We start from the raw sequence: 23,959 nt of genomic DNA, 5'->3' as shown, positions 1-23,959 counted from the left end.
GGCAACATATGGTAACCGGATTGTCGATAGGCACCATATGCTGAGTCTCCCATGCGCAACGTCCTGACATAAACAGAACAAAACACCATCGCCGTTAACTTTTGACCAAAGCGCGTCAAGAGTGAGCGATGACAGTTTGAGCAGCTTAAAGAAAACTTAACAATTCCTAATAGTTGGTTATCGAAAATCAAGCCGCCAAAGCCGTTTTCATTAACCTTCAGGCCAAAGCCGGAACGAATCGGCGACGAATCGGTGATCGATCAATTTTCCCTCTTTGTTCTCACCACATCTGGTAGGCTTTTGCCAAACCGCACCATATTGAAACATCAGCTGACGCAACGATACACCCTAAAACGAACAGAGAAGGCGTTTGGCGTTAACCTTTGAGCGGGTAATCCAAAACAGCCCTATCCCTCATTCGCTATCAAACCTGTGTTTGCGGACATAAAAAGGCAGGCTGCGGAAACCCACAGCCTGCCCCTAAGATAAAGCCTGATCGGTAAGTTGATCAGTCGCGCTCGACACACATGGCAACGCCCATGCCACCACCGATGCAGAGTGTCGCGAGACCGCGCTTGGCATCGCGGCGTTTCATTTCATAAAGCAGCGTGGTCAGCACCCGCGCGCCGGAAGCGCCAATTGGATGACCGATAGCAATTGCGCCGCCATTCACGTTGACGATTTCCGGGTTGAGACCCAGATCACGAACCACGGCGCAGGATTGCGCGGCGAAAGCTTCATTGGCTTCCACCAGTTCCAGATCGGCCACCGTCCAGCCAGCCTTTTCCAGCGCCTTGCGCGTGGCTGGGATCGGACCCGTACCCATGATCGAAGGATCGACGCCAGCCGTTGCCCAGGAAACGATGCGCGCCAGCGGCTTGACGCCACGCTTGCTTGCCTCCTCGGCTTCCATCAGCACGACTGCCGCAGCGCCGTCATTGAGGCCAGATGCATTGCCCGCCGTCACCGTGCCTTCCTTGTCGAAAGCTGGCTTCAGCTTGGTCAGCGCTTCGAGGGTCGCGCCCGGACGAATATATTCGTCGGATGAAACGACAACATCGCCCTTGCGCGTCTTGACGGTGAACGGGACGATTTCATCCTCGAACTTTCCGGCCTTCTGCGCCGCTTCCGCCTTCTGTTGGGACGCGAGCGCGAATTCATCCTGATCGGCGCGGGTCAGTTGCCACTGGCGCGCAATGTTTTCTGCGGTGATCCCCATGTGATAGCCATGAAACGCATCGGTCAGTCCGTCCTTGATCATGGTGTCGATCATTTTGAAATCGCCCATCTTCACGCCGCCGCGCAGATGCGCGCAATGCGGCGCCATGGACATCGATTCCTGACCGCCAGCGACGATAACTTTCGCATCGCCCGACTGAATCTGCTGCATGCCGAGCGCAACGGCGCGCAGGCCCGAGCCGCAAAGCTGGTTGATCGCAAAGCCCGTTGCTTCTTTCGGGCAGCCAGCCGCCATAGCAGCCTGACGCGCCGGGTTCTGCCCCTCGCCTGCCGTCAACACCTGTCCGAGAATGACTTCATCGACATCGTCAGCAGCAACGCCCGCCCGTTCGAGAGCCGCCTTGATGACCGTTGCGCCCAGCTCATGGGCGGGAACAGTGGCGAAAGCACCGTTGAAGGAGCCCACCGCCGTACGCGCGGCGCTGGCGATAACGATAGCTTTCGGATCGGTTGCGGCAGTCATGCTATTCCTCCGTGACAAACTGTTGCGACAGAGAAAAACCAAAAAGCGCGCCTTGGCAAGGACTACATCAAACCTTCAGCAAAGCGAAAAGCTGTTTCTCCGAAAAGGAGGTACTTTAGCGGATGCGGATCATCCGACAGGCGCTAAACTAGCTGCATTGAAACAGGAGAGTTCCCCATGGTCCAACTCACGCTCGATCAGGCCAATTCCATCATCGCGACGGCCTTTGCCAAGGCCGCCGAACTGAAGCTCAAGCCGCTGGCGGTCTCGGTTTTCGATGCTGGCGGCAATCTCAAGGCGTTTCAGCGTCAGGACGGCACGTCGATCCTGCGCTTCGAAATCGCATCCGGTAAGGCTTTCGGCGCTCTGGCGGTCGGAAGTGGTTCGCGCTGGCTGCACAATCAGGCCAAGGACCGCCCGCATTTTCTGGAAGGTCTTTCGGGCGTCTCCGGCGGCAGAATCGTGCCTGTGCCGGGCGGTGTCATCATCAAGAATAGCGATGGAGAAATTATCGGCGCTGTCGGTGTTTCAGGAGATACGTCCGACAATGACGAAGCTGTCGCGATCGCGGGTATAGAAAAGGCAGGCTTTGCTGCGGATGCAGGCTGAGCACAAAATGAGAAAGGCCGCGAAATACTCGCGGCCTTCACATCGCATCAGTTATCCCAGATTATTGAGCGCGAAATGCGTAATGGCCGTGGCGCCATCTTCGTCCAAATGCCCATTCAAACTGGGTGTATCTGACATATTCGTTGAATGAAATTCATTATAGCTCGCATTGTCGATTACATCGAACAGTGAAACGACGCAGCTGAATGAAATTCCAGAGTTTAAAATTGCAGATTTGAAATATTCTTCCATTTTCATAACCGATAAATTTATTAAATAAACAACATACAATTGATAATATTGACCGTAAATGCGGCTTAATTTTGTTTTTTTATCAAAAAGGTAAAAGTAAATATTAACTATATTACGAACCTCAACAATTTTTCAAAAAAAATCATAAAAAGAAAACGCCGCTCCCGGTTTCCCGGAAACGGCGTTTTTGAAACCTGTCTGCTAGCCGCGGTAACCGCAGCGTCAGACCTATTCCTTAGCTTCGAGGACCTGACGGCCGCGATACATACCGCTCTTCAGATCGATATGATGCGGACGACGAAGTTCGCCCGAGTTCTTGTCCTCGACATAGGTCGGGGCCTTCAGAGCGTCAGCCGAACGGCGCATGCCGCGCTTCGACGGAGACGTTTTTCTTTTAGGTACTGCCATGGATCCAGCTCCACTGATCGGTCAATAAACGTCCGGCACGGCCCCGGTGGAGCCTGTCACAGCGGACAAAATTCCGGAAAGTCAGGTGCCTATACACGCTCTTGCGGGCTTTGACCAGCCGGAGTCTGATCTTTTTTTCATGACCGGCATTTATTGTACGCAGGTCACATAGGGGCCGGAGCGCACCGCGCGACCGGCAACGACCCGTGCGAGGCGCTGCATGTTGCGGGTCGGCTTGGCCGGATTGCGCAGCGCCGGATTGGGCAGCGTCACCGCGAGAAGGGCTGCCTGCTGCGCATTGAGCTTTGCCGCCGGTCGCTTGAAATAATGCTGGGCGGCGGCTTCGATGCCATAAATGCCCGGTCCCCATTCGGCGATATTCAGGTAAATCTCCATGATGCGCCGCTTCGACAGGATTGCATCGGCGGCCAGCGCCAGCGGAAATTCCAGCCCCTTGCGAATGAAGGAGCGTCCATTCCACAGGAAGAGGTTCTTCACCGTCTGCATGGTGATGGTGGAAGCACCCCGGCTTGGGCCGCCCTCATCATCCAGCACGATGCTCAGTTGATGCCAGTCCACGCCGCCATGGCTGCAAAACTGACCGTCTTCCGCCATCATGACCGAATTGATCAAATGCGGGGAAATATCGTCGATGCTCACCCATCGCCGGTCCACATCCTGCAACAGGACATAGTCCTTCACCATCAGCATCGAGACCGGGCGCACGAAGGGAACCGAATAGACAAGCAGGAGAAACAGGGGCAACACCGCCAGCACCACCAGAAAGCGGAAGGCGAGAACAATCCGGCGCCCCCACACGGGATCAGCCAGGTAATTGCGCCCGTTTTTGCTCTTGATGATGATTTTGGCCACGTCCACCGCCTGATGTACTCCCCCAGCGACATAAACCATTCTTTAATAATATAGAACCCGATTCCATAATCCTGCGTTGGAAACAAGCTGGAAACACAACGTTTGATGACCGTCTGATGAAAAAGCCTGTGCTGATCGATATGCCCAGTTGACCAAATTAGCGCTTTCGTCCATGCCGATCATCATGGAAAATGTGACTGTCGAATTCACCGATGCCCTCAACCGTCGCGCCCACGAAGTAGAGACGACGCTGATCGGGCTTCTTGACGAGCGCCTGCGCACCGGCGAGATCGCCCGACCGGAACGGCTGATCGCGGCCATGCGTCACGGTGTGCTGAATGGCGGCAAAAGACTGCGTCCGTTCCTCGTTGTGGAAAGTGCGGCCTTGTTCGGCAAGAGCGGCGATGCCGTCTTGCGGGTCGCGGCTGCACTGGAATGCATCCACTGCTATTCGCTTGTCCACGATGATCTTCCGGCCATGGACGACGATGATCTGCGCCGCGGCCAGCCGACAGTGCATAAGGCGTTTGATGAAGCGGCTGCGATTCTCGCGGGCGACAGCCTCCTCACCTACGCCTTCGACATTATTGCCGCTGACGAGACCGATCTCGATTCCTCCGTGCGCGTAAAACTGGTTTCCGCCCTTGCCCGCGCTTCCGGCCTTGGCGGAATGGCGGGCGGGCAGGCCCTCGATCTGATGGCCGAGACAAAAAAGCCAGACGAAGCCGGTATCATCACGCTTCAGGCGATGAAGACCGGCGCGCTGATCCGCTTTGCCTGCGAAGCAGGAGCCATCATCGCCGACGCCTCCTGCGAAGATCGCGAACGCATGGCGGAATTCGGTTCGGCCATTGGTCTCGCCTTCCAGCTTGCCGACGACCTTCTGGACGTGACGGCAGACGCCGCTGCAATGGGCAAGGCAACGGGCAAGGATGCGGCTGCTGGCAAGGCCACGCTTGTGGCGTTGCATGGCATCGACTGGACGCGCAAGCAATTGTCCGGCCTCGTCGCCCAGGCGGAAAGCCTGCTCGCGCCGTTCGGCAAGGATGCCGACATTCTCAAGCAGGCCGCGCGCTTCATCGCCGAACGCCAGAGCTGATACTCAGAGATCGTCCTCTCGAACCTTGATCAGAACGACATCATCGACGGAAAGTACGCGTCCATCCTGTGCGCGCACGTCGAGCTTTGCGATGTCGTGACCGGACACGCTGTCCACCAGCCGTGAATGCGGCTCCTCCGGCGTAAACAGATGCTTCTCGCCCCATTGCCGTAACGCGACGACCACTGGCAGAAGATCGCGCCCTTTCGCAGTCAACCGATATTCCTGATGCGCGCCGCCATTGGGATCAGGCACGCTTTCCAGAATGCCCTCGCCCGTCAGCTTGCGCAGACGCTCGGCCAGAATATTGCGCGCAATGCCCAGATTCTTCTGAAAGGCACTGAAGCGCGTCACATCGTCAAAGGCCTCGCGCACGATCAGCAGCGACCACCAGTCGCCGATCACATCCAGCGCCCGCGCACTGGGGCAATAGTCGCCCTTCAGGCTCTTCTTGCGAACCATCTCACTCCATCCATTCAATTTGGTTGCAATATAAAACTTATTTCGCTACAAGCAAAATGGTTTCATAATAAAACCAAAATTGCTGGAGCTCATCATGCAGATCTCTCCCGACGCGGCAGCGCAAACTGCCGCGAACAGTGACGCGCGCCCATCGCTATCCACCCCAACGCTTCTTCTATTTGCCATTGCGAGCGGTCTTGCCGTTGCCAATGTCTATTTTGCGCATCCGCTTCTGGATGTGATGGCGGACGATATAGGGCTAGACCGCTCCACGGCAGGACTGATCGTCGGTGCCAGCCAGATCGGCTACGGGCTGGGCCTGATCTTTCTGGTGCCGCTCGGCGATCTCTTCGACCGGCGCAAACTGATCGTCGCGCATTTTCTCCTGTCCTCGCTGACACTTGCCGCCGTAGGCATTGCCGGACAACCATCCTTGCTCTTTCTCGCGATGGCAGCGACCGGCCTTCTTGCCGTGGTGACACAGGCCCTCGTCGCCTATGCCGCAAGCCTTGCCGAACCGGCGCGGCGCGGCCATGTCGTGGGGATTGTGACCAGCGGTATCGTGCTTGGCATCTTGCTCGCCCGCGCGGTTGCAGGCGCGCTAACCGACCTTGGCGGCTGGCGCAGCGTCTATCTCAGTTCAGCGGTGATTACCTTGCTGATCGGCCTCATGCTCTGGTGCAGCCTGCCGCGCCAGACCCGACAAGCCGCAAGCGTTTCCTATCCGGCGCTGATCCTCTCGCTCGCAACCCTTTTCAAAGAGGAGCCCGTGCTGCGCATCCGCGCTATCATCGCCATGCTGATCTTTGCCGATATCACCACCCTGCTCGCACCGCTGGTAATGCCGCTGAGTGCACCGCCCTTTGAATTGAGCCATGCGGAGATCGGCCTCTTTGGCCTTGCGGGCGCCGCCGGAGCGCTGGCCGCCTCACGGGCCGGGAGTGCTGCGGATCGCGGCCATGCACAGCGCATGACCGGCGTAGCACTCACATTGATGCTGGTGGCGTGGGCGCCCATCGCCCTGCTCGGACAGTCTTTGCTGTGGCTGGTCGCGGGTGTGCTGATCATCGATTTCGGCCTGCAGGCGGTCCATGTGACCAATCAGGCCATGATCTATCGCGTGCGCCCGGATGCGCAGAACCGGCTGACCGCTGCCTATATGGTTTTCTATTCCATCGGCAGTGCGAGTGGCTCAGCGGTTTCAACCTGGGTCTATGCCCGTGCGGGCTGGAATGGCGTGTGCCTGCTTGGCGCAGGCATCAGCCTTGCCACGCTCGTCTTCTGGGCGGCAACACTAAAAACAACACCAGAAGCTGCGACGCGCGCAGTAACCTGCTCGGCTTAGCACTACAGTTGCAAATTCGTCAGGCCGTCGCGAAACGAGTGATTTTTGAGCACCGGAGCGGAGCGTACTTCAATGTACGTGAGCACCGGAGCGCAGGAAATTGCGCGTTGCAGACCGGCATCACGAAGAATGCAACTGTAGTGTTAATTCTGTCCGGCAGCCATCTTCTGCCCAAGGCCGAAACGGTTCTCGATATAATCGGCAACCATCTTCTGGAACTCTTCGGCAATGGCAGGGCCGCGCAAAGTGGTGACCTTCTTGCCATCGACAAACACCGGCGCGGACGGCGTTTCGCCCGTGCCGGGAAGAGAAATACCGATATCGGCATGTTTCGATCTCGCCCGGGCCGTTGACGATACAGCCCATCACCGCGACCGATAGCGCTTCCACGCCTGGATATTTTTCACGCCAGACCGGCATGTTGCGGCGGATATCGTCCTGAATGGTCTGCGCCAGTTCCTGAAACACTGTCGATGTCGTGCGTCCGCAACCGGGACAGGCTGCGACAATCGGGATGAACTGGCGGAAGCCCATGGTCTGCAGAAGCTCCTGCGACACCTGCACTTCGCGGGTGCGGTCGCCGCCGGGTTCCGGCGTCAGCGAAATACGGATCGTGTCGCCGATGCCCTGCTGCAACAGGATGCCCATGGCAGCCGACGAGGCGACGATGCCCTTGGTGCCCATGCCAGCCTCGGTGAGCCCCAAATGCAGCGCATGATTGGAACGCTGCGCCAGCATCGTATAGACGGCGATCAGGTCCTGCACCTGACTGACCTTGGCCGACAGAATGATCTTGTCGCGACTGAGACCGATCTCTTCGGCCAGATTGGCGGAAATCAGCGCCGACTGCACGATGGCCTCGCGCATGACTTCCTGTGCGCTCAACGGCGCGCCCGCATCCTGATTGCGATCCATCAAGGTGGTCAGCAATTCCTGATCAAGCGAACCCCAGTTGACGCCGATACGCACCGGCTTGTCGTAGCGGATCGCCATTTCGACGATATCGGCGAACTGCTTGTCCTTCTTGTCCTTGAAACCGACATTGCCCGGATTGATGCGATATTTCGCCAGCGCTTCCGCACAGGCCGGATGATCGGCAAGCAGCTTGTGGCCGATATAATGGAAATCGCCGACCAGCGGGACATTATGGCCGAGACGCTCCAGCCTTTCGCGGATTTTCGGCACGGCGGCAGCAGATTCGTCACGATCCACCGTAATGCGCACGATCTCGGAACCCGCGCGATGCAAGGCTGCGACCTGCGCGACGGTGGCGTCCACATCCGCCGTATCCGTATTGGTCATCGACTGCACGACAACCGGCGCGCTGCCGCCGACGACAACGCCGCCGACACTGACGCCCACCGATTGGCGACGAGGGAAAGGATGCGAGAAATAGCTGACGGTCTCGGAAGACATTTTGCTCTGTTCTTAACTGGGTCTGCACTTATGAGGATTTCGATCTATATAATCACTTGCCGACGCATTGTCGCCCTCTCATTATGCGCGCCATCATAAACGAGGATGCCAGACCATGACCGACGCAACTGCCCGCAAAACCGCTATTGTCACCGGCTCCAATTCAGGGATCGGCCTTGGCATCGCCCACGCATTGGCGGCTGCGGGACACAACGTTGTGATCAATTCCTTCACCGACCGCGACGAAGATCATGCGCTTGCCCGCATGCTGGGCGAGGAACATGGCGCAAGCGTGGTCTATATCGCAGCCGATATGTCGAAGGGCGACGACTGCCGCAAGCTGATCGCCGATAGCGTCAAGGCTTTCGGCAGCGCCGATATTCTGGTCAACAATGCGGGCATCCAGCATGTCGCCCCGGTGGAAGAATTCCCGACCGAGCAGTGGGACCGCATCATCGCGATCAACCTGACCTCCGCCTTCCATACATCCGCCGCCGCCATTCCGCATATGCGCGCGAGCGGCTGGGGACGCATCATCAATATTGCATCCGCCCACGGGCTGGTCGCCTCGCCGTTCAAGTCGGCCTATGTTGCGGCCAAGCATGGCATTGTCGGCTTTACCAAGACACTGGCGCTGGAACTGGCGACCGCGAAGATCACCGCCAATTCCATCTGTCCCGGCTATGTGCTGACGCCGCTTGTGGAGGCGCAGATTCCCGATCAGATGAAAGCGCACAACATGGATCGTGAAACGGTGATCCGCGAAGTGATGCTCGATAAACAGCCGACGAAGGAATTCGTCACCACCGCGCAGATCGGCGCGCTTGCCGCCTTTCTCGCCACCGATGCCGCTGCGCAGATCAATGGCGCGGCCCTGCCGGTCGAAGGCGGCTGGACCGCGGAATAAAAAGCATTTCCAGCAAAAGTGCGAAGCGGTTTTGCGCTGGATAATGCGTAAAAATAGAGACTAATGCTTCTGGTCGGCGTAGCGGGCGAGGCTGGAAAAGGCCAGCACAACAAGAAGCAGGACTGGCAGCGCGATAAACACCACGCCGAAACCGCTATGTTTGGCAACAAAGCCGATCAGCGACGGGGCCACCAGCATGCCGGAATAGCCAAGCGTGGTGGCAATCGACAGGCCGACGCTCGGATTCACGCCCGGCATGTTGCCGGCCATCGAAAAGGCTATCGGCACCATGTTGGAAATGCCGATGCCGCAGATGGCGAAACCGACCAGCGACACATAGGGATCGGTGGAAAAGCCGACGATCAGCATGCCGATAATAGCAATTGTCGTGCAGGCGCGCAGCGTCCGCACCGCACCGAAACGGTCGCGCACCAGATCGCCCGCAAAGCGCATCACCGCCATGGAAAAGGAGAAGGCCGCAAAGCCGAAACCCGCGAGCGTGACCGACGCGCCCAGATCCTGGCGCATGTGATAAGCGCTCCAGTCGATGATCGCGCCTTCCGGCACCATCGAGAACAGGGCCATCACACCCACCAGCCAGGGCAGCGGATTGCGCGGCAGGGTGAGCTTCTGCTTTTCGCCGCTTGGATGGTGGAACTTGTCGGCAATGATCGATGGCCACGCGACAGCAATCATTATCGCTGCAGCGATGGTCGCGACCAGCGCATGAACAGTCGAGCCGAACTGCGTGATGAGAAAGCCGCCTGTCGCTGCGCCGATAAGCCCGCCGAGGCTCCAGAATGCATGACAGGACGACATGATGGCGCGGCGCATGGATTTTTCCACGGCGACCGCATTGGCATTCATCGCCACATCCATCGCAGCCATGGTGCCACCGAAATAAAACATCACGATGACCGCTGTGACCACATTGGGCACCAGAGCGATGATCAGTAGCGCCGGAATAAAGGCCAGTGCGAAAATACGCACCACCGCGCCGGAACCGCGCTGCGCCGACAAGGCGCCTGCCACCGGCATCATGGCCAGCGAGCCGACGCCGAAGACGAGGATCATCAGCCCCATGCCTGCGCTATCCAGCCCAAGGCGTGCGGCGAATTCTGGAATTTTCGGAGCCCAGCCGCCAAAAATATAGCCGTTAGCCAGAAAGAGCAGCGCGACAGCGACACGCTCTTTGGTGATCATCGGCGCGCGCGACGGCGCGGTATCTTCCCGTCCGGAAACCTGTTCCATATGTCCCTCAGCCACGGCCTGTTGCCGCGCGTAATATATTCACGCCCGCCGCCACAAAAGGCGCGAGCAATTTCTCATCGGCATCCTGTTCAACAGCCATGACACCAATATCATCCAGCGAGACGACATCATGCGCTGCAACAGTGCCAAGCTTGTCATTGGTGATTGCCAGTACGACAGACCGGCTGCGGCTGGCAATGGTGCGCTTGAACTCGGCATCGTCCAGAAAAAGAGCCGTAACGCCGATTTCCGCCGCAACGCCGCAGGCACCCAGCACGCACAGATCAGGACGCACTGTTTCCGCATCGCGCAAGGCCCGCGCGCCCACCGCCGCACTGACACGGCGATCAATCGGCCCGCCGATCGTGATCACCTCTATTTTCGACGACTGAAGCAAAATAGCCGCAATCGACGGCGTATTGGTAACAACTGTGAGCGCCTCGCCGCGTTCCACCAGAAGCCGCGACAATGCCGTGTTGACCGAGGACGCGTCCAGAAACACCGTCATGCCCGGCTCAATCAGACCAAGCAGCACACCCGCCAGCGCCGCCTTGGCCGCCGTGCGTTCCCCGTCGCGCTCGGCCAGCGACAGCGATGACGGTGCAGCTTTCAGAGCGCCGCCGTAAACACGCTTGCAGAGACCGGCAGCCGCCATATCACGCAGATCGCGGCGTATCGTGTCTTCCGACACGCCAAAGCTCTCAGCCAACTCCGTCGCCAGCACGCGACCCGACTGCTGCAACAGGTCCTGAATACGCGCCTGTCTTTCGTGAAGCAAAAGCTCCGTCGCCACTTAATTCTCCCAACAAGCATAAACATGCATAAACCGGCACAAACATGCATATCAGAATTTGCACATACTGCAAGCGCAAACAAATGCCGCGCCTTTTGACAGGCGCGGCATGGGATTTCCGATGGTTTCACTGCTGCGAAAGCGACCGTTCGGTCTGACGGGCGCTACGCCTCCCCCTCATCCTGAGCCTGTCGAAGGACGAGGGCAGGCGCCGTGCATTTCCCTCGCCCTTCGAGACGCCGTTTTCAACGGCTCCTCAGGATGAGGGAAACGGAGGCGTCGGGTACTGCGACCCCAAATCGCCCCGCTTCCGTTGAACCAAGAATTACTCCGAATAGACGACCAGGAGATCCTTGGCATCGATCTGCTCGCCGGGGCGCACCAGCACTTCGGCAATGACGCCATCGCGCTCGGCATGAATTGCCGTTTCCATCTTCATCGCTTCGATGGAAAGCAGCACATCACCCTGCGAAACCTTCTGACCGTTGGTAACGGCGACCGTCGAGATGACACCCGGCATTGGCGCGCCGACCTGTTTGTCATTGCCGGTTTCCACCTTGCGACGGACACCGCCGGAGGCACCCTTGGCGCGGTTCGGCACCTTGATGCGGCGCGGCTGGCCGTTCAGTTCGAAGAACACGGTGACCATGCCCTTCTCGTCGGTTTCGCTCATCGCCTGATTCACGATCACCAGCGTCTTGCCACGCTCCAGATCGACGAAAACTTCTTCTTCCGGCTTGAGGCCGTAGAAATAAACCGGCGTAGGCAGAACACTTGTCGGGCCGTAGGTTTCCTGCGCGGCTGCGAAATCCGTGAACACTTTCGGATACATCAGTGCCGAAGCGAACTCCTGATCGGTGATCTTGCGGCCCACGGTTTCTTCGAACCCGTTGCGCTCCGCATCGAGATCGGCAGCGGCCAGCAGCGAGCCGGGACGCACGGTGAACGGTTTTTCGCCCTTCAGTACTTTCTTCTGAAGTGCTGCCGGCCAGCCCGAAGGCGGCTGCCCCAGTTCACCGCGCATCATCGAAACCACCGAATCCGGGAAGGCGATATCCTTGTACGGGTTCTCGACATCGCTGACGTCCAGATCCTGGCTGACCATCATCAACGCCATATCGCCCACCACTTTGGAGGACGGCGTGACCTTGACGATATCACCGAACATCCGGTTCACATCGGCATAGGCCTGCGCCACTTCATGCCAGCGGGTTTCGAGGCCCAGCGAACGCGCCTGTTCTTTCAGATTGGTGAACTGCCCGCCCGGCATTTCGTGCAGATAGACTTCCGAAGCCGGCCCCTTGAGATCGCTTTCGAAGCCCGCATATTGATTGCGCACCGCTTCCCAATAAAACGAGATGCGGCGGATCGATTCAGGATCAAGCCCCGGATCGCGCTCGGCACCATGCAGCGCCTCCACGATGGAGCCGAGGCAAGGCTGCGAAGTGTTGCCGGACAAGGCATCCATCGCCGCATCAACCACATCAACGCCCGCGTCCACCGCAGCCAGCACTGTCGCGGCGGAAATGCCGGACGTGTCATGGGTGTGGAAATGGATCGGCAGATCGGTTTCCTCACGCAGCGCCTTGAACAGGACGCGTGCAGCGGCGGGCTTCAAAAGACCGGCCATATCCTTGACCGCGATGATATGCGCGCCTGCCTTTTCGACCTCTTTCGCCAGATTGACGTAATATTTCAGGTCGTATTTGGCCCGGTCCGGGTTCAGAATATCGCCCGTATAGCAGATGGCTGCTTCGCAGAGCTTGTTTTCCTCCAGCACCGCATCCATCGAAACGCGCATGTTCTCAACCCAGTTGAGGCTGTCGAACACGCGGAACAGATCGATGCCGCCGCGCGCGGCTTCGCGCACGAAATACTTCACCACATTGTCGGGATAGGACTTGTAGCCAACGCCATTGGCGCCGCGCAGCAGCATTTGCAGGAGAAGGTTCGGCGCGCCCTCGCGCACCTGCGCCAAACGTTCCCACGGATCTTCCGTCAGGAAGCGCATTGAAACGTCGAAGGTCGCGCCGCCCCAGCATTCCAGCGAGAAAAGGTTCGGCAAAGCCTGCGCATAGGTATTGGCGATGCGCGCAATGTCATAGGTGCGCACGCGGGTGGCCAGCAGCGACTGGTGACCGTCGCGCATGGTCGTATCGGTGACCAGAACGCGCTTTTCATTGCGTACCCATTCGGCAAACTTCTTCGGTCCGAGACTGTCCAGAAGTTGCTTGGTGCCGTCCGCAACCGGCGTATCGCCGAACCATGGCACGCGTGGTTTTGCAGCATCCTTAGCCGGCTTAGCGCGACCTTTGGTTTCAGGATGGCCGTTGACCGTCACATCGGCAATATAGGTCAGAAGCTTGGTGGCACGGTCCTGCCGCTTCACCTGCTCGAACAGTTCCGGCGTGGTGTCGATAAACCGCGTCGTATAGTCGTTCGACTGGAATTTCGGATGATTGATGATCGCTTCGAGGAAGGTGAGGTTCGTCGCCACGCCGCGAATACGGAATTCACGCAGCGCGCGGTCCATACGGCGGATGGCTTCCAGCGGCGTCGCGCCCGAAGCCGTGACCTTCACCAAAAGCGGATCGTAATAGCGGGTGATGAATGCGCCCGAATAGGCCGTGCCGCCATCAAGGCGAATGCCGAAGCCCGAGGCCGAACGGTAAGCCTGAATGCGCCCGTAATCGGGGATGAAGTTCTGTTCCGGGTCTTCCGTCGTGATACGGCACTGCAGCGCATGGCCGTTGAGGCGAATGTCTTGCTGGCGCGGCACACCCGATTCCGGCGTACCGATGGCGGCACCTTCCAGAATATGAATCTGCGCCTTGACGATATCGATGCCCGTCACCTGCTCTGTGACGGTATGCTCAACCTGAATGCGCGGATTGACCTCGATGAAATAGAACTTGCCGCTATCGGCATCCATCAGGAATTCGACCGTACCCGCGCCGATATAATCGGTGGCATGGGCGATCTTCAGGCCGTAATTGGCTAGTTCCTGACGCTGCGCATCGTTGAGATAAGGCGCAGGCGCCCGCTCCACGACCTTCTGGTTGCGGCGCTGGATGGAGCAGTCGCGCTCGAACAGATGCACCGCGTTGCCATGGGTATCGCCCAGAATCTGCACTTCGACATGGCGCGCGCGCTCGATGAGCTTTTCAAGATAGACCTCGTCCTTGCCGAAGGCTGCCTTGGCTTCACGCTTGGCTTCCGTGACCTCGCGGGCGATATCGGCTTCGGAACGAATGGCGCGCATGCCGCGACCGCCGCCACCCCAGCTGGCTTTCAGCATGACGGGATAGCCTACCTGTGCCGCAAGCTTCTTCACCTCTTCCATATCGTCCGGCAGCGGATCGGTGGCTGGCACCACCGGCACGCCGATTTCGATGGCCAGATTGCGCGCTGCAACCTTGTTGCCGAGACGGCGCATGGTTTCCGGCTTCGGACCGATGAAGATGATGCCGTTTTCGGCACAGGCCTCGGCGAATTCCGGGCTTTCCGACAACAGGCCGTAGCCCGGATGAATGGCGTCGGCACCGGAAAGCTTTGCGACGCGGATGATCTCGTCGATCGACAGGTAGCTTTCGATCGGCCCCAGATCGCGCGCCAGATGCGGTCCACGACCGACCTGATAGCTCTCGTCCGCTTTAAAGCGATGCAGGGAAAGTTTGTCCTCCTCGGCCCATATGGCCACCGTTTTGAGCCCCAGCTCATTGGCGGCGCGGAATACGCGAATTGCGATTTCAGATCGATTGGCGACCAGAATTTTCCTGATAGGCAAGGCAGATCTCCCTAACTGCAAAGACGAAGGCGCCATTGCTTACCTTGCAATATGATCAAGCGCAAACAAACTGTGCAACCACCAATTAAAAACAAAATGCCCGGCTAAAAGCCGGGCATTCTGATTAATTTTATAGCAATTTATGCCAATATATCAGGCAGAATTACTTCTGGAAGTAATTATACTTGCCGTCTTCACCCTTCCGCCATTCGAACATGACGTAAGGCGACAGGCTTGGATCACCCTTCTTGTCGAAGGAGATTTCACCCAGCACGGTCTTGAACGGCCCCTTGTCCTTCATCGCCGTTGCAACTTCCTGCGGATCGTTGCTGCCTGCTGCATTGGCGGCGCTGACCAGCGACTGCACACCGGCATAGGCATAGAAAGTATAAGCTTCCGGCTCAAAACCCTTGTCGCGGAAAGCTTTGATCAGGTCTGCATTCGCCTTGTCGTCGCGCGGGTCCGGGCCAAAAGTGTTCATGACGCCAGCCACCGCATCGCCCGCAATCGAAGCCAGTTCGTTGGAAACGATACCGTCACCCGAAATGAACTGCGCCTTGAGGCCCTGATCGGCCATCTGGCGGATCAGAAGACCAGCTTCCGGGTGCATGCCGCCCCAATAGACAGCCGTGATGCCTGCGGCCTTCATCTTGGAAATCAGCGCCGAGAAATCCTTGTCGCCCTGATTCACGCCTTCATAAAGCGTTTCCTTCATGCCGTTCTCGTTGAGCGACTTCTTGGTCTCGTCGGCAAGGCCCTGACCGTAAGGCGTCTTGTCGTGCAGGATCGCAACCTTGCCATCCTTGTAATGGTCGGCCATGTATTTTCCGGCGACGATGCCTTGCTGGTCGTCACGACGGCAGGTGCGGAAGGTGTTCCACAGTTCACGCTCGGTAAAGGTCGGGTTGGTGGTGCCCGGTGCGATCATCAGCACGCCGTTTTCGGCATAGATATCCGATGTCGGAATGCTGACGCCGGAATTGAAGTGGCCGATGACAAACTGAACGCCATCGCCAACGAACTTGTTTGCAACCGAAATGCCCTGCTTCGGATCGGCGGCATCATCACCATAAACGATGCTGATCTTTTCGCCATTCATGCCACCCTTGGCATTGGCTTCCGCGACAGCAGCTTCAACACCACGCTTGATCTGCTCGCCAAATGCGGCCTGACTGCCGGTCAAAGGCGCGCCAACACCGAGCATGACATCGGCAAAGGCTGCGCCGCCAAAAGCGACCAGAGCCGAAAGGCAAACGCCGCAGAACAAAGACTTCTTCATTTCGATTACTCCCACTTCGAGCATTGCCAACTGAACCGGCACTGCCCTGTCTCTTTATGTCGAAAGAAACCGGCTATTCCGCATTCCCGTTTCGGGTGCAGTTTGGGGGAAAATGAAGCACCTCCGCCCGCATGACCGGCCTCCTCCCCAGAAGGCGAGATTAAACGTAGAGAATCACACTACGCAAAATCACCTTGCTAGGTAAAATCGCAGAGACGTAAAAGTAAAGCGTAGAAATCCTCAACTTTCGGCGTTTTTCGCATGAGGTCATGCGACGGAGGTCATTCAACAATAGGTCGAGTATCGGAAATGTTATAATACACTGTTTTTAAATACATTTTTTACAGAAAATTGCGCGCGCATTGCCCCCCCTCAAGATCAACGCGCTCAATCAGACCATTCTGTTTTTTAAGATTTTATATTAGCAAACAAAAGAAAAATGCCCGGCACGATGACCGGGCATTCTCCATTGACGCAATAATAATGCGTTTTTACTTCTGCTGAATGTAGGTGTATTTCCCGTCAGCGCCCTTTTCCCACTTGTACATGACGTAGCCCGGGAGCTTCGGATCGCCCTTTTCGTCATAGGAAATATCGCCGAGCACGGTCTTGAACGGGCCCTTTTCCTTCAGCGCCTTGGCAACTTCCTGCGGGTCGTTGCTGCCCGCGGCCTTGGCGGCCTGAGCGAGCGACTGAACAGCTGCATAGGAATAAAGCGTGTAGGCTTCCGGCTCGAAACCAGCGTCGCGGAACTTCTTGACGAGGTCGGCGTTGTCCGGGTTGTTGCGCGGATCCGGGCCGAAGGTGTTCAACGTACCGGCAACAGCGTCGCCAGCAATCGAAGCCAGTTCGTTCGACACGATACCGTCGCCCGAGATGAACTGGGCCTTGAGGCCCTGGTCAGCCATCTGACGGATGATCAGACCAGCTTCCGGATGCAGGCCACCCCAATAGACAACCGTCACGCCAGCCTGCTTGAGCTTGGCGATCAGCGCCGAGAAGTCCTTTTCGCCGACGTTCACGCCTTCATAAAGGGCTTCCTTGGTGCCGAGTTCATTGAGCTTCTTCTTGGTTTCATCGGCAAGACCCTGACCATAGGGGGTCTTGTCGTGAATGACGGCGATCTTCGCATCCTTGAAGTTGTCGAAGATGTACTGACCGGCAACGATACCCTGCTGGTCGTCACGGCCGCAGGTACGGAACGTGTTCCACAGTTGGCGCTCGGTATAGACCGGGTTGGTTGCAGCAGGCGAAATTTCGAGAATGCCGTTTTCGGCATAAACTTCCGAAGCCGGAATCGAAACGCCCGAGTTGAAGTGACCGACAACATATTTCACGCCATCGGCAGCGAATTTGTTAGCCACCGAAATGCCCTGCTTCGGATCCGAAACGTCGTCGCCGAGCGTGATTGCGATCTTCTCGCCGTTGATGCCGCCGGCATCGTTGATCTCCTTGATAGCAGCTTCGGCGCCTTTCTGGATCTGCGCACCGTAAACGGCATTCGGGCCGGTCAGCGGCGCACCGATGCCCAGAAGTACATCAGCCCATGCAGAGCCACCAAAAGCCATCACAGCAGCAAGAGCCACGCCCGAAAAAAGATACTTCTTCATTTTTGGAACTCCCATCCTTGTATTTACCCCGATACGACGTTTTGCATCGCATTATTATCTTGCTGAATACTCAGCAATATCTACGCTGAATCATGATACTGTCAACGTGATCTTGTAAAAAAAGCTCCGCCGCGAACGGCGAAGCTTCGAATTATTTTGCTTTCCAGCTCAGCGGCGAAGCTTTTTCATAAAGCCAGCCATACTGCCGCACCATTTGTTTGGTGCGCGTATATTGGAACCCGATCGCACCGATGATCATCAGCACGATCGTGTCCACCAGATAATAGTGCAGCGAGAGCAGCGTGCCTTCAAACAGCGCGAAGTGGATGAAACGCACCGCAGCGCCCAGCGGGATCAGATAGACCAGCAGCTGCGGCAGGCTGCGCCAGGTCTGCGCGCAGGCGCGGCCTGTCATCCAGGCAGCCCAGCCGCCGAGAAGACACGTAATGAGGAAAAACAGCCAGAAAGACGGTTCTTCGTAGAGAATACCCTGCATGATTTCCTCCTTAATGCCTTCCGCCTTCGAGATAGGCGGCGCGCACTTCCGGATCAGCCAGAAGATCGCGGCCCGAACCACTCATCGTGATCGACCCGTTGACCATCACATAACCGCGGTCGGCGAGCTTGAGCGCGCCGAATGCGTTCTGCTCGACGAGAAACACCGTCAGGCCCTGTGTGCGGTTCAGTTCCTTGATTGCCTCGAAGATCTGCTTGACGATCAGCGGTGCGAGACCAAGCGACGGCTCGTCGAGAAGCAGAAGCTTCGGACGCGCCATCAGCGCACGGGCAATGGCCAGCATCTGCTGCTCACCACCCGACAGCGTACCGCCGCGCTGGCTGATACGCTCCTTGAGACGCGGGAACAGGTCAAACATCAGCTTCACGTCTTCTTCGAAGTATTGCTGATTGTCGAGGCTCGCGCCCATCTGGAGATTTTCCAGAACCGTCATGCGCGGGAAGATGCGACGCCCTTCCGGCGACTGCGCGATACGCAGCTTCGCAATCTCATGCGGCGGCATGGACGTAATGTCCTTGCCGTTGAAGAGAATGCGACCGGTGCGCGCTTTCGGCGAACCGAAAATCGTCATCATCAGCGTGGACTTGCCAGCACCATTGGCGCCGATCAGGGCTACGATTTCACCTTCGTCCACCGTCAGGTCGATGCCCTTCAGCGCACAGATGTTACCGTAATAGGTCTCGACTTTTTCAACAGCCAGAAGCGGTTGCTTTTTCTGCATGGTTTCAGCCTGCATCATTCGCCTCCCTTCTTCGGCTTGGCCGGAGCTTTGCGGCTGCGCGGCGCCTTTGCGGGAGTGGTCTTGTGGCTCGTCGGAACATCACCGGCTTCGACGCGGCTCGAGAATTCGGTCGCCTGACCGGCGGCCAATTGCGCCGCCTGCCCCACCCAGTCTTCCCGGGCGATGCGGCCATCGAATTCCAGATAGGTTTCGGCCTGCTTGATGTCGGCCTCGGACCACGCGGCGATCTGATCGAAATGATAGATGCCGTGCTCGTTCAGCTTCTTCTCGTTGACCGCACCGATGCCCTTGACGAGCGTCAGGTTGTCGGCCTTGCCATCGCGTGGCGCGGCCAGTCCACCGGCGAACTGCACGACTTCCGCCGATTTTTCCTGCTCGATCGCTTCTTCGGCAAGCTGGGTCGCGATGAAATCCGCCGGATCGCCCGTACCGGGCTTGTCGGCCTCATCGATCAGCTCGGCGATTTCCTCGTCATCCACGCCGAGATAAGCGGCGATGACGCGCGGATCGTTGCGGACTTCTTCCGGCGATCCATCGGAAATCTTGGTGCCATATTCCAGCACGATCACGTGGTCGGAAATTTCCATCACCACCGACATATCGTGCTCGATCAGCAGGAGCGAGGTTCCCGTTTCCTTGCGGATATCGAGCAAAAGCTTGTTCAGCTCCGCCGACTCGCGCGGATTGAGACCTGCTGCCGGTTCGTCGAGGCAGAGGATTTCCGGCTCGGTGCACATGGCGCGGGCGATTTCCAGACGGCGCTGATCGCCGTAGGGCAGATCGCCAGCCGGATCATCCGCACGTGCGGTGAGGTTGATCTTTTCCAGCCAGTAACGTGCCTTTTCGATAGCCTCCTTGGCGGCCTTCTTGTAACCCGGCAGGCCGAGAAGCCCAAGGACCGTGTAACCCGACGAGCGCATGAGCGTGTTGTGCTGCGCGACCAGTAGATTTTCCAGAACGGTCAGGCCCGAAAACAGGCGAATATTCTGGAAGGTGCGCGCCACCTTGGCCTGCTTGGTGATCTGGAAATCAGGAAGACGCTCCAGAAGGAAAGTCTCGCCCGTATTGCGATGCATGGTCAACATGCCACCAGTCGGCTTGTAGAAGCCGGTGATGCAGTTGAAGACCGTGGTTTTACCGGCACCATTCGGGCCGATCAGCGCGGTAATATCACCACGCTTCACGTCGAAGCTCAGATCGTTGATGGCGACAAGGCCACCGAAGCGCATCGACAGATGCTCAACCTGAAGAACAGTGTCTTTCTGAACATTGTCAGGCATTCTCGCTGTCTCCGCCATCAGCCGTGCCCTTCCTTGGTAAAGGCACCCGACACCATCTTCTTCTCATGCAGGAACGCACTTGGTTCTCGGCTTCCGACAAAACCGCGCGGCTTCCAGACCATGACAACCACCATGGCGAGCCCGAAGATGAGCATACGATAGAGTTCAGGCGTGAAATCGGGACCGAAGATCGCCTTCAGGAAGCCCATTTCACGCAGGATTTCCGTGCCGCCGATCATGACGATTGCAGCAATGGCGATACCGACGAGCGATCCCATGCCGCCAAGAACCACGATGGCGAGAATAACCGCCGATTCGAGAAACACGAAGGATTCCGGGCTCACGAAGCCCTGACGCGCCGCGAAGAACGAGCCTGCAAAACCGCCGAACATGGCGCCCGTGGCAAAAGCCGTGAGCTTGGTGGTCGTGGTGTTGATGCCGAGCGAACGACAGGCGATTTCGTCTTCACGCAGCGCTTCCCACGCACGGCCAACCGGCATGCGGCGCAGACGTATCGTGACCCAGGCGGTCAGAAGTGCCAGCAGCAGAATGACGTAATAGAGGAAGAACTTGTAATGCGCCGGTGAGAAGGCAATTCCCATATGGGCGGCAAAACCATCCGGGCCGGCCTTGAAAGGCAAACCGAAGAAGGTGGCCTTGGCGATACCCGAAATACCGAAGGTGCCCTTGGTGAGATCGGTCCAGTTGATTAGCACCAGACGGATGATTTCACCGAAAGCGAGCGTCACGATGGCCAGATAATCACCGCGCAATCGCAGGACCGGGAAGCCTAGAATGATGCCCCAGGTTGCGGCCAGAATGCCTGCCATGGGCAGTAGCATCCAGAAGGACAGGCCAAAATAGCTGGACAGGATCGCATAGGAATAGGCGCCGACCGCGTAGAAAGCCACATAGCCGAGATCAAGAAGACCGGCGAGACCGACGACGATGTTGAGCCCCCAGGCCAGCATCACATAGATGAGGATCTGGACGCCGAAATTATCGACCCATTTGAGCGAGCCCTGCCAGCCCAGCGCCAGAACGATCAGGATCGGATAGGCAAAGAGGAAGGCAACGCCGAGCTTGGAGAAATGGGTGCGGAAGAATGACTGGCCATCGGTGGCGGCAACCGTCCGGCTGCTCTTGGCGAGCTTGCGCGCCTCCAGCTGCGGCTGCAGGAAGGCGACGAACAGGAAGCGTCCCACCGCCGCCAGCGCAACCATGACGGCCAGTGCACCCCAGCGCTGCACCAGCACCAGTTCATTGTTGATGTTCTGCTCGGTCTTGAAACCGATGATCAGGATAAAGAGGCCCAGCGCCAGAAGACCGGCGACGATACCCTCGCGAATGGCCCGGCCAAAAAGGGAATCCGGGCGTGAACTCGACTGTACAGCCATGATTACACCTTTTCGACTTCAGGACGGCCAAGAATACCCGACGGCATGAAGATCAGCACGATGGCCAGGATCGAAAACGCCGCGACATCCTTGTAGTCGATCGAGAAATAAGCCGACCAGAGCGCTTCGATCAGACCGATCAGCAGGCCGCCGACAACAGCGCCCGGAAGCGAACCGATACCGCCCAGAACCGCGGCCGTGAACGCCTTAACGCCGGGGATGAACCCGTCGGCGAAGGAAATCACACCGTAGAAGGACAGATAAAGCGTACCGGCGACGGCTGCGAGCATGGCGCCCATCACGAAGGTCAGCGAAATCACACGGTCGACATTGATGCCGAGAAGTGCGGCCATCTTGCGGTCCTGCTCACAGGCGCGCTGGGCGCGGCCAAGCGACGTGCGATTGACGATGTACCAGAAGATCGTCAGCAGCACGGCGGTGACCACGATCACGACGATCTGCTTCAGCGAAATCGTGACGTCGGTGCCGAACAGGCTGTAGGAGCCGTTCAGAAGCTGTGGAACCGGCTTGTTGCGCGGGCCCTGCGTTACCTGGACGAAATTGGACAATGCGATCGACATGCCGATTGCCGTGATCAGCGGCGCAAGGCGGAACGAACCGCGCAGCGGCCGGTAGGCCACGCGCTCAATCGTCCAGCTCCACAAGCCGGTCATGAGCATAGCGACCACCATCATCAGAAGCAGCAGCAACGCAATCGGCAGCGCCCCGATGAAAGTTGTGATGATGAGAAAAACAATCAGCGCCATAAAGGCGCCGAGCATGAAGACATCGCCATGAGCAAAGTTGATCATGCCGATGATACCATAGACCATCGTGTAGCCGATGGCGATCAGGCCATAGATCGAACCGAGCGCGAGCCCGTTGATCACCTGCTGGAGGAAATATTCCATCGAAAAGCCACCCATTTTACAAGCCGGAATCTTATTGGCGCATTATTATTTCGTGCACCCTCATTTTTTTCCCGGTCGATTACACCTAACGGCTGCATCACGGAATGCAAGCCCTTTCGTCTAAAACAAAAGACTAATTGCTTCATCTCTCCGCAAACCGGTTATGTCCCCTATGAAAAGCCCCTTTATGCGTCCTTTTCTACCGAAACGGGCGCGTTATTCCATATTTTCCCCGAAGCCTCAAAAGGCAAGAAATAGGGTGGCTGGTCATTTTTGACCAGCCGTACCCGTTTTTATGCAACTGTGAAACCGTGAGCAAAAGGGTCCCGGTCATCGATGAAGATCGTATTATAACCGGTCATGCGTGCCCAGCCCGCAATTGACGGAATAATACCCGGCAACACGGTTTCCTGGCCCGTTTCAGGCCCCGTGACTTCCACCGCCCGCTCCACGCGACCGTGGAACAGCGAACCGATGATAGATTCATGCACGAATTCGTCGCCCGGCTTCAGCTTGCCCTTGGCGGCCAGCTGCGCCATGCGAGCCGATGTGCCGGTGCCGCAAGGCGAACGGTCGATGGCCTTGTCGCCATAGAACACGGCATTGCGGGCATGTGCTTCCGGCTTGGTCGGCTTGCCGGTCCACAGAATATGCGTCAGGCGATTGATATCGGCGAGCAGCGGGTGCTGGAACTTGTATTTCTCATTCAGGCGCTGACGCAGAACAGGGCTCCAGGCGATCAGCTGCAAGGCGCTGTAATCGGCCATGTCGGTGTAATTGTCCTGCGGCTCGACGATAGCGTAGAAATTGCCGCCATAGGCCACATCGACCTTGAGCGTGCCAAGATCGGGGCATTCCACTTCCAAGCCTTCCGCATAAAGGAAAGCCGGAACATTGGTGAGGCGCACGCGCTCCACATACTGGCCGTTCTGCTCATATTCGATGGCAACGAGACCCGCTGGCGTGTCGAGATTGAGCTTGCCAGGCGTCTTCGGTGTCACGAGGCCCTGCTCGATCGCCATGGTCACCGTACCGATGGTGCCGTGACCGCACATGGGCAGGCAACCCGAGGTCTCGATGAACAGCACCGCCACATCGCAGTCCGGGCGCGTCGGCGGATAGAGGATCGAGCCAGACATCATGTCGTGGCCGCGCGGTTCGAACATCAGGCCGGTACGGATCCAGTCAAACTCGCGCAGAAAATGCGCGCGTTTCTCCATCATGGTCGAACCTTCGAGGTTCGGGCCGCCGCCAGCCACCAGGCGCACTGGGTTGCCGCAGGTATGTCCGTCGACGCAGAAAAAAGAATGTCTTGCCAT

General features: G+C 57.8%; 19 protein-coding genes and 1 pseudogene. 4 read left to right on the top strand and 16 right to left on the bottom strand.

The features are described 5' to 3' along the window. Nucleotides 1-508: 508 nt before the first annotated feature. Nucleotides 509-1,702, bottom strand: a complete 1,194-nt coding sequence (locus QLQ11_RS10330; RefSeq protein ID WP_109369794.1) for an acetyl-CoA C-acetyltransferase — start codon at nucleotides 1,700-1,702, stop codon at nucleotides 509-511. Nucleotides 1,703-1,879: 177 nt separating this feature from the next. Between QLQ11_RS10330 and QLQ11_RS10325 the strand changes: the two genes are divergently transcribed. Then, complete coding sequence (locus QLQ11_RS10325; RefSeq protein WP_109369795.1) at nucleotides 1,880-2,311, top strand: heme-binding protein; 432 nt, start codon at nucleotides 1,880-1,882, stop codon at nucleotides 2,309-2,311. Between the two features lie 480 nt (nucleotides 2,312-2,791). Here the strand turns inward: QLQ11_RS10325 and rpmF are convergent, their stop codons facing one another. Continuing rightward, nucleotides 2,792-2,971, bottom strand: a complete 180-nt coding sequence (gene rpmF, locus QLQ11_RS10320; protein ID WP_006467787.1) for a 50S ribosomal protein L32 — start codon at nucleotides 2,969-2,971, stop codon at nucleotides 2,792-2,794. Between the two features lie 150 nt (nucleotides 2,972-3,121). Beyond that, entirely contained in the window at nucleotides 3,122-3,844 is a 723-nt protein-coding gene (mtgA, locus tag QLQ11_RS10315; protein ID WP_171318714.1) for a monofunctional biosynthetic peptidoglycan transglycosylase, read from the bottom strand. 184 nt (nucleotides 3,845-4,028) lie between these two features. Between mtgA and QLQ11_RS10310 the strand changes: the two genes are divergently transcribed. Further along, on the top strand, nucleotides 4,029-4,943 hold the full coding sequence (locus tag QLQ11_RS10310) for a polyprenyl synthetase family protein (protein WP_109370316.1): 915 nt from the start codon (nucleotides 4,029-4,031) through the stop codon (nucleotides 4,941-4,943). 3 nt (nucleotides 4,944-4,946) lie between these two features. On the opposite strand, the gene QLQ11_RS10305 is transcribed toward QLQ11_RS10310, so the two are convergent. After that, nucleotides 4,947-5,405: a helix-turn-helix domain-containing protein gene (locus tag QLQ11_RS10305; protein ID WP_121538609.1), complete on the bottom strand. Its 459-nt coding sequence runs from the start codon at nucleotides 5,403-5,405 to the stop codon at nucleotides 4,947-4,949. A 94-nt stretch (nucleotides 5,406-5,499) separates the two neighbouring features. Between QLQ11_RS10305 and QLQ11_RS10300 the strand changes: the two genes are divergently transcribed. Then, nucleotides 5,500-6,750, top strand: a complete 1,251-nt coding sequence (locus QLQ11_RS10300; RefSeq protein WP_109370317.1) for an MFS transporter — start codon at nucleotides 5,500-5,502, stop codon at nucleotides 6,748-6,750. 143 nt (nucleotides 6,751-6,893) lie between these two features. Here QLQ11_RS10300 and ispG read toward each other — a convergent pair. Beyond that, nucleotides 6,894-8,166, bottom strand: a pseudogene (gene ispG / locus QLQ11_RS10295) (flavodoxin-dependent (E)-4-hydroxy-3-methylbut-2-enyl-diphosphate synthase). A 115-nt stretch (nucleotides 8,167-8,281) separates the two neighbouring features. On the opposite strand from ispG, the gene QLQ11_RS10290 reads away from it, so the two are divergent. Then, nucleotides 8,282-9,073 (top strand): 3-hydroxybutyrate dehydrogenase, encoded by a 792-nt coding sequence (locus tag QLQ11_RS10290; protein ID WP_109369800.1) that lies wholly within the window; start codon nucleotides 8,282-8,284, stop codon nucleotides 9,071-9,073. Nucleotides 9,074-9,133: 60 nt separating this feature from the next. Here QLQ11_RS10290 and QLQ11_RS10285 read toward each other — a convergent pair whose 3' ends face one another. The 11 genes from QLQ11_RS10285 to QLQ11_RS10235 all read right to left on the bottom strand — a co-directional run bounded on the left by QLQ11_RS10285 (nucleotide 9,134) and on the right by QLQ11_RS10235 (nucleotide 23,959). After that, complete coding sequence (locus QLQ11_RS10285) at nucleotides 9,134-10,324, bottom strand: MFS transporter (RefSeq protein ID WP_109369801.1); 1,191 nt, start codon at nucleotides 10,322-10,324, stop codon at nucleotides 9,134-9,136. Between the two features lie 7 nt (nucleotides 10,325-10,331). Further along, nucleotides 10,332-11,117 (bottom strand): DeoR/GlpR family DNA-binding transcription regulator, encoded by a 786-nt coding sequence (locus tag QLQ11_RS10280; RefSeq protein ID WP_109369802.1) that lies wholly within the window; start codon nucleotides 11,115-11,117, stop codon nucleotides 10,332-10,334. Nucleotides 11,118-11,442: 325 nt separating this feature from the next. Then, entirely contained in the window at nucleotides 11,443-14,940 is a 3,498-nt protein-coding gene (gene pyc / locus QLQ11_RS10275; RefSeq protein WP_109369803.1) for a pyruvate carboxylase, read from the bottom strand. Nucleotides 14,941-15,067: 127 nt separating this feature from the next. Next, nucleotides 15,068-16,183, bottom strand: coding sequence for a branched-chain amino acid ABC transporter substrate-binding protein (locus QLQ11_RS10270; RefSeq protein WP_109369804.1), 1,116 nt, complete (start codon nucleotides 16,181-16,183; stop codon nucleotides 15,068-15,070). Nucleotides 16,184-16,674: 491 nt separating this feature from the next. After that, on the bottom strand, nucleotides 16,675-17,793 hold the full coding sequence (locus QLQ11_RS10265; RefSeq protein ID WP_109369805.1) for a branched-chain amino acid ABC transporter substrate-binding protein: 1,119 nt from the start codon (nucleotides 17,791-17,793) through the stop codon (nucleotides 16,675-16,677). A gap of 151 nt (nucleotides 17,794-17,944) precedes the next feature. Further along, the gene (locus QLQ11_RS10260) at nucleotides 17,945-18,289 is read right to left on the bottom strand and encodes a DUF6867 family protein (RefSeq protein ID WP_109369806.1); all 345 of its coding nucleotides are present in this window, start codon (nucleotides 18,287-18,289) and stop codon (nucleotides 17,945-17,947) included. A gap of 10 nt (nucleotides 18,290-18,299) precedes the next feature. Further along, nucleotides 18,300-19,046 carry an ABC transporter ATP-binding protein gene (locus tag QLQ11_RS10255; RefSeq protein ID WP_109369807.1) on the bottom strand — a complete coding sequence of 249 codons (747 nt, stop codon included), beginning with the start codon at nucleotides 19,044-19,046 and terminating at the stop codon, nucleotides 18,300-18,302. Further along, a complete protein-coding gene (locus QLQ11_RS10250) occupies nucleotides 19,046-20,332 on the bottom strand; it encodes an ATP-binding cassette domain-containing protein (protein WP_371831116.1) in 1,287 nt (428 codons plus the stop codon). The genes QLQ11_RS10255 and QLQ11_RS10250 overlap by 1 nt, the downstream gene beginning before the upstream one ends. Nucleotides 20,333-20,349: 17 nt before the next feature. Beyond that, nucleotides 20,350-21,729, bottom strand: a complete 1,380-nt coding sequence (gene livM, locus QLQ11_RS10245; RefSeq protein WP_109369809.1) for a high-affinity branched-chain amino acid ABC transporter permease LivM — start codon at nucleotides 21,727-21,729, stop codon at nucleotides 20,350-20,352. 2 nt (nucleotides 21,730-21,731) lie between these two features. Further along, nucleotides 21,732-22,640 carry a branched-chain amino acid ABC transporter permease gene (locus QLQ11_RS10240; RefSeq protein WP_109370318.1) on the bottom strand — a complete coding sequence of 303 codons (909 nt, stop codon included), beginning with the start codon at nucleotides 22,638-22,640 and terminating at the stop codon, nucleotides 21,732-21,734. Nucleotides 22,641-22,933: 293 nt separating this feature from the next. Further along, nucleotides 22,934-23,959: a 4-hydroxyproline epimerase gene (locus tag QLQ11_RS10235; protein ID WP_109369810.1), complete on the bottom strand. Its 1,026-nt coding sequence runs from the start codon at nucleotides 23,957-23,959 to the stop codon at nucleotides 22,934-22,936.

The organism is Ochrobactrum sp. SSR, assembly GCF_030067775.1.
Lineage (GTDB): Bacteria > Pseudomonadota > Alphaproteobacteria > Rhizobiales > Rhizobiaceae > Brucella > Brucella teleogrylli.
The sequence above is the reverse complement of the archived record's forward strand: the minus strand, read 5'-3'. Positions and strand labels throughout refer to the sequence as shown.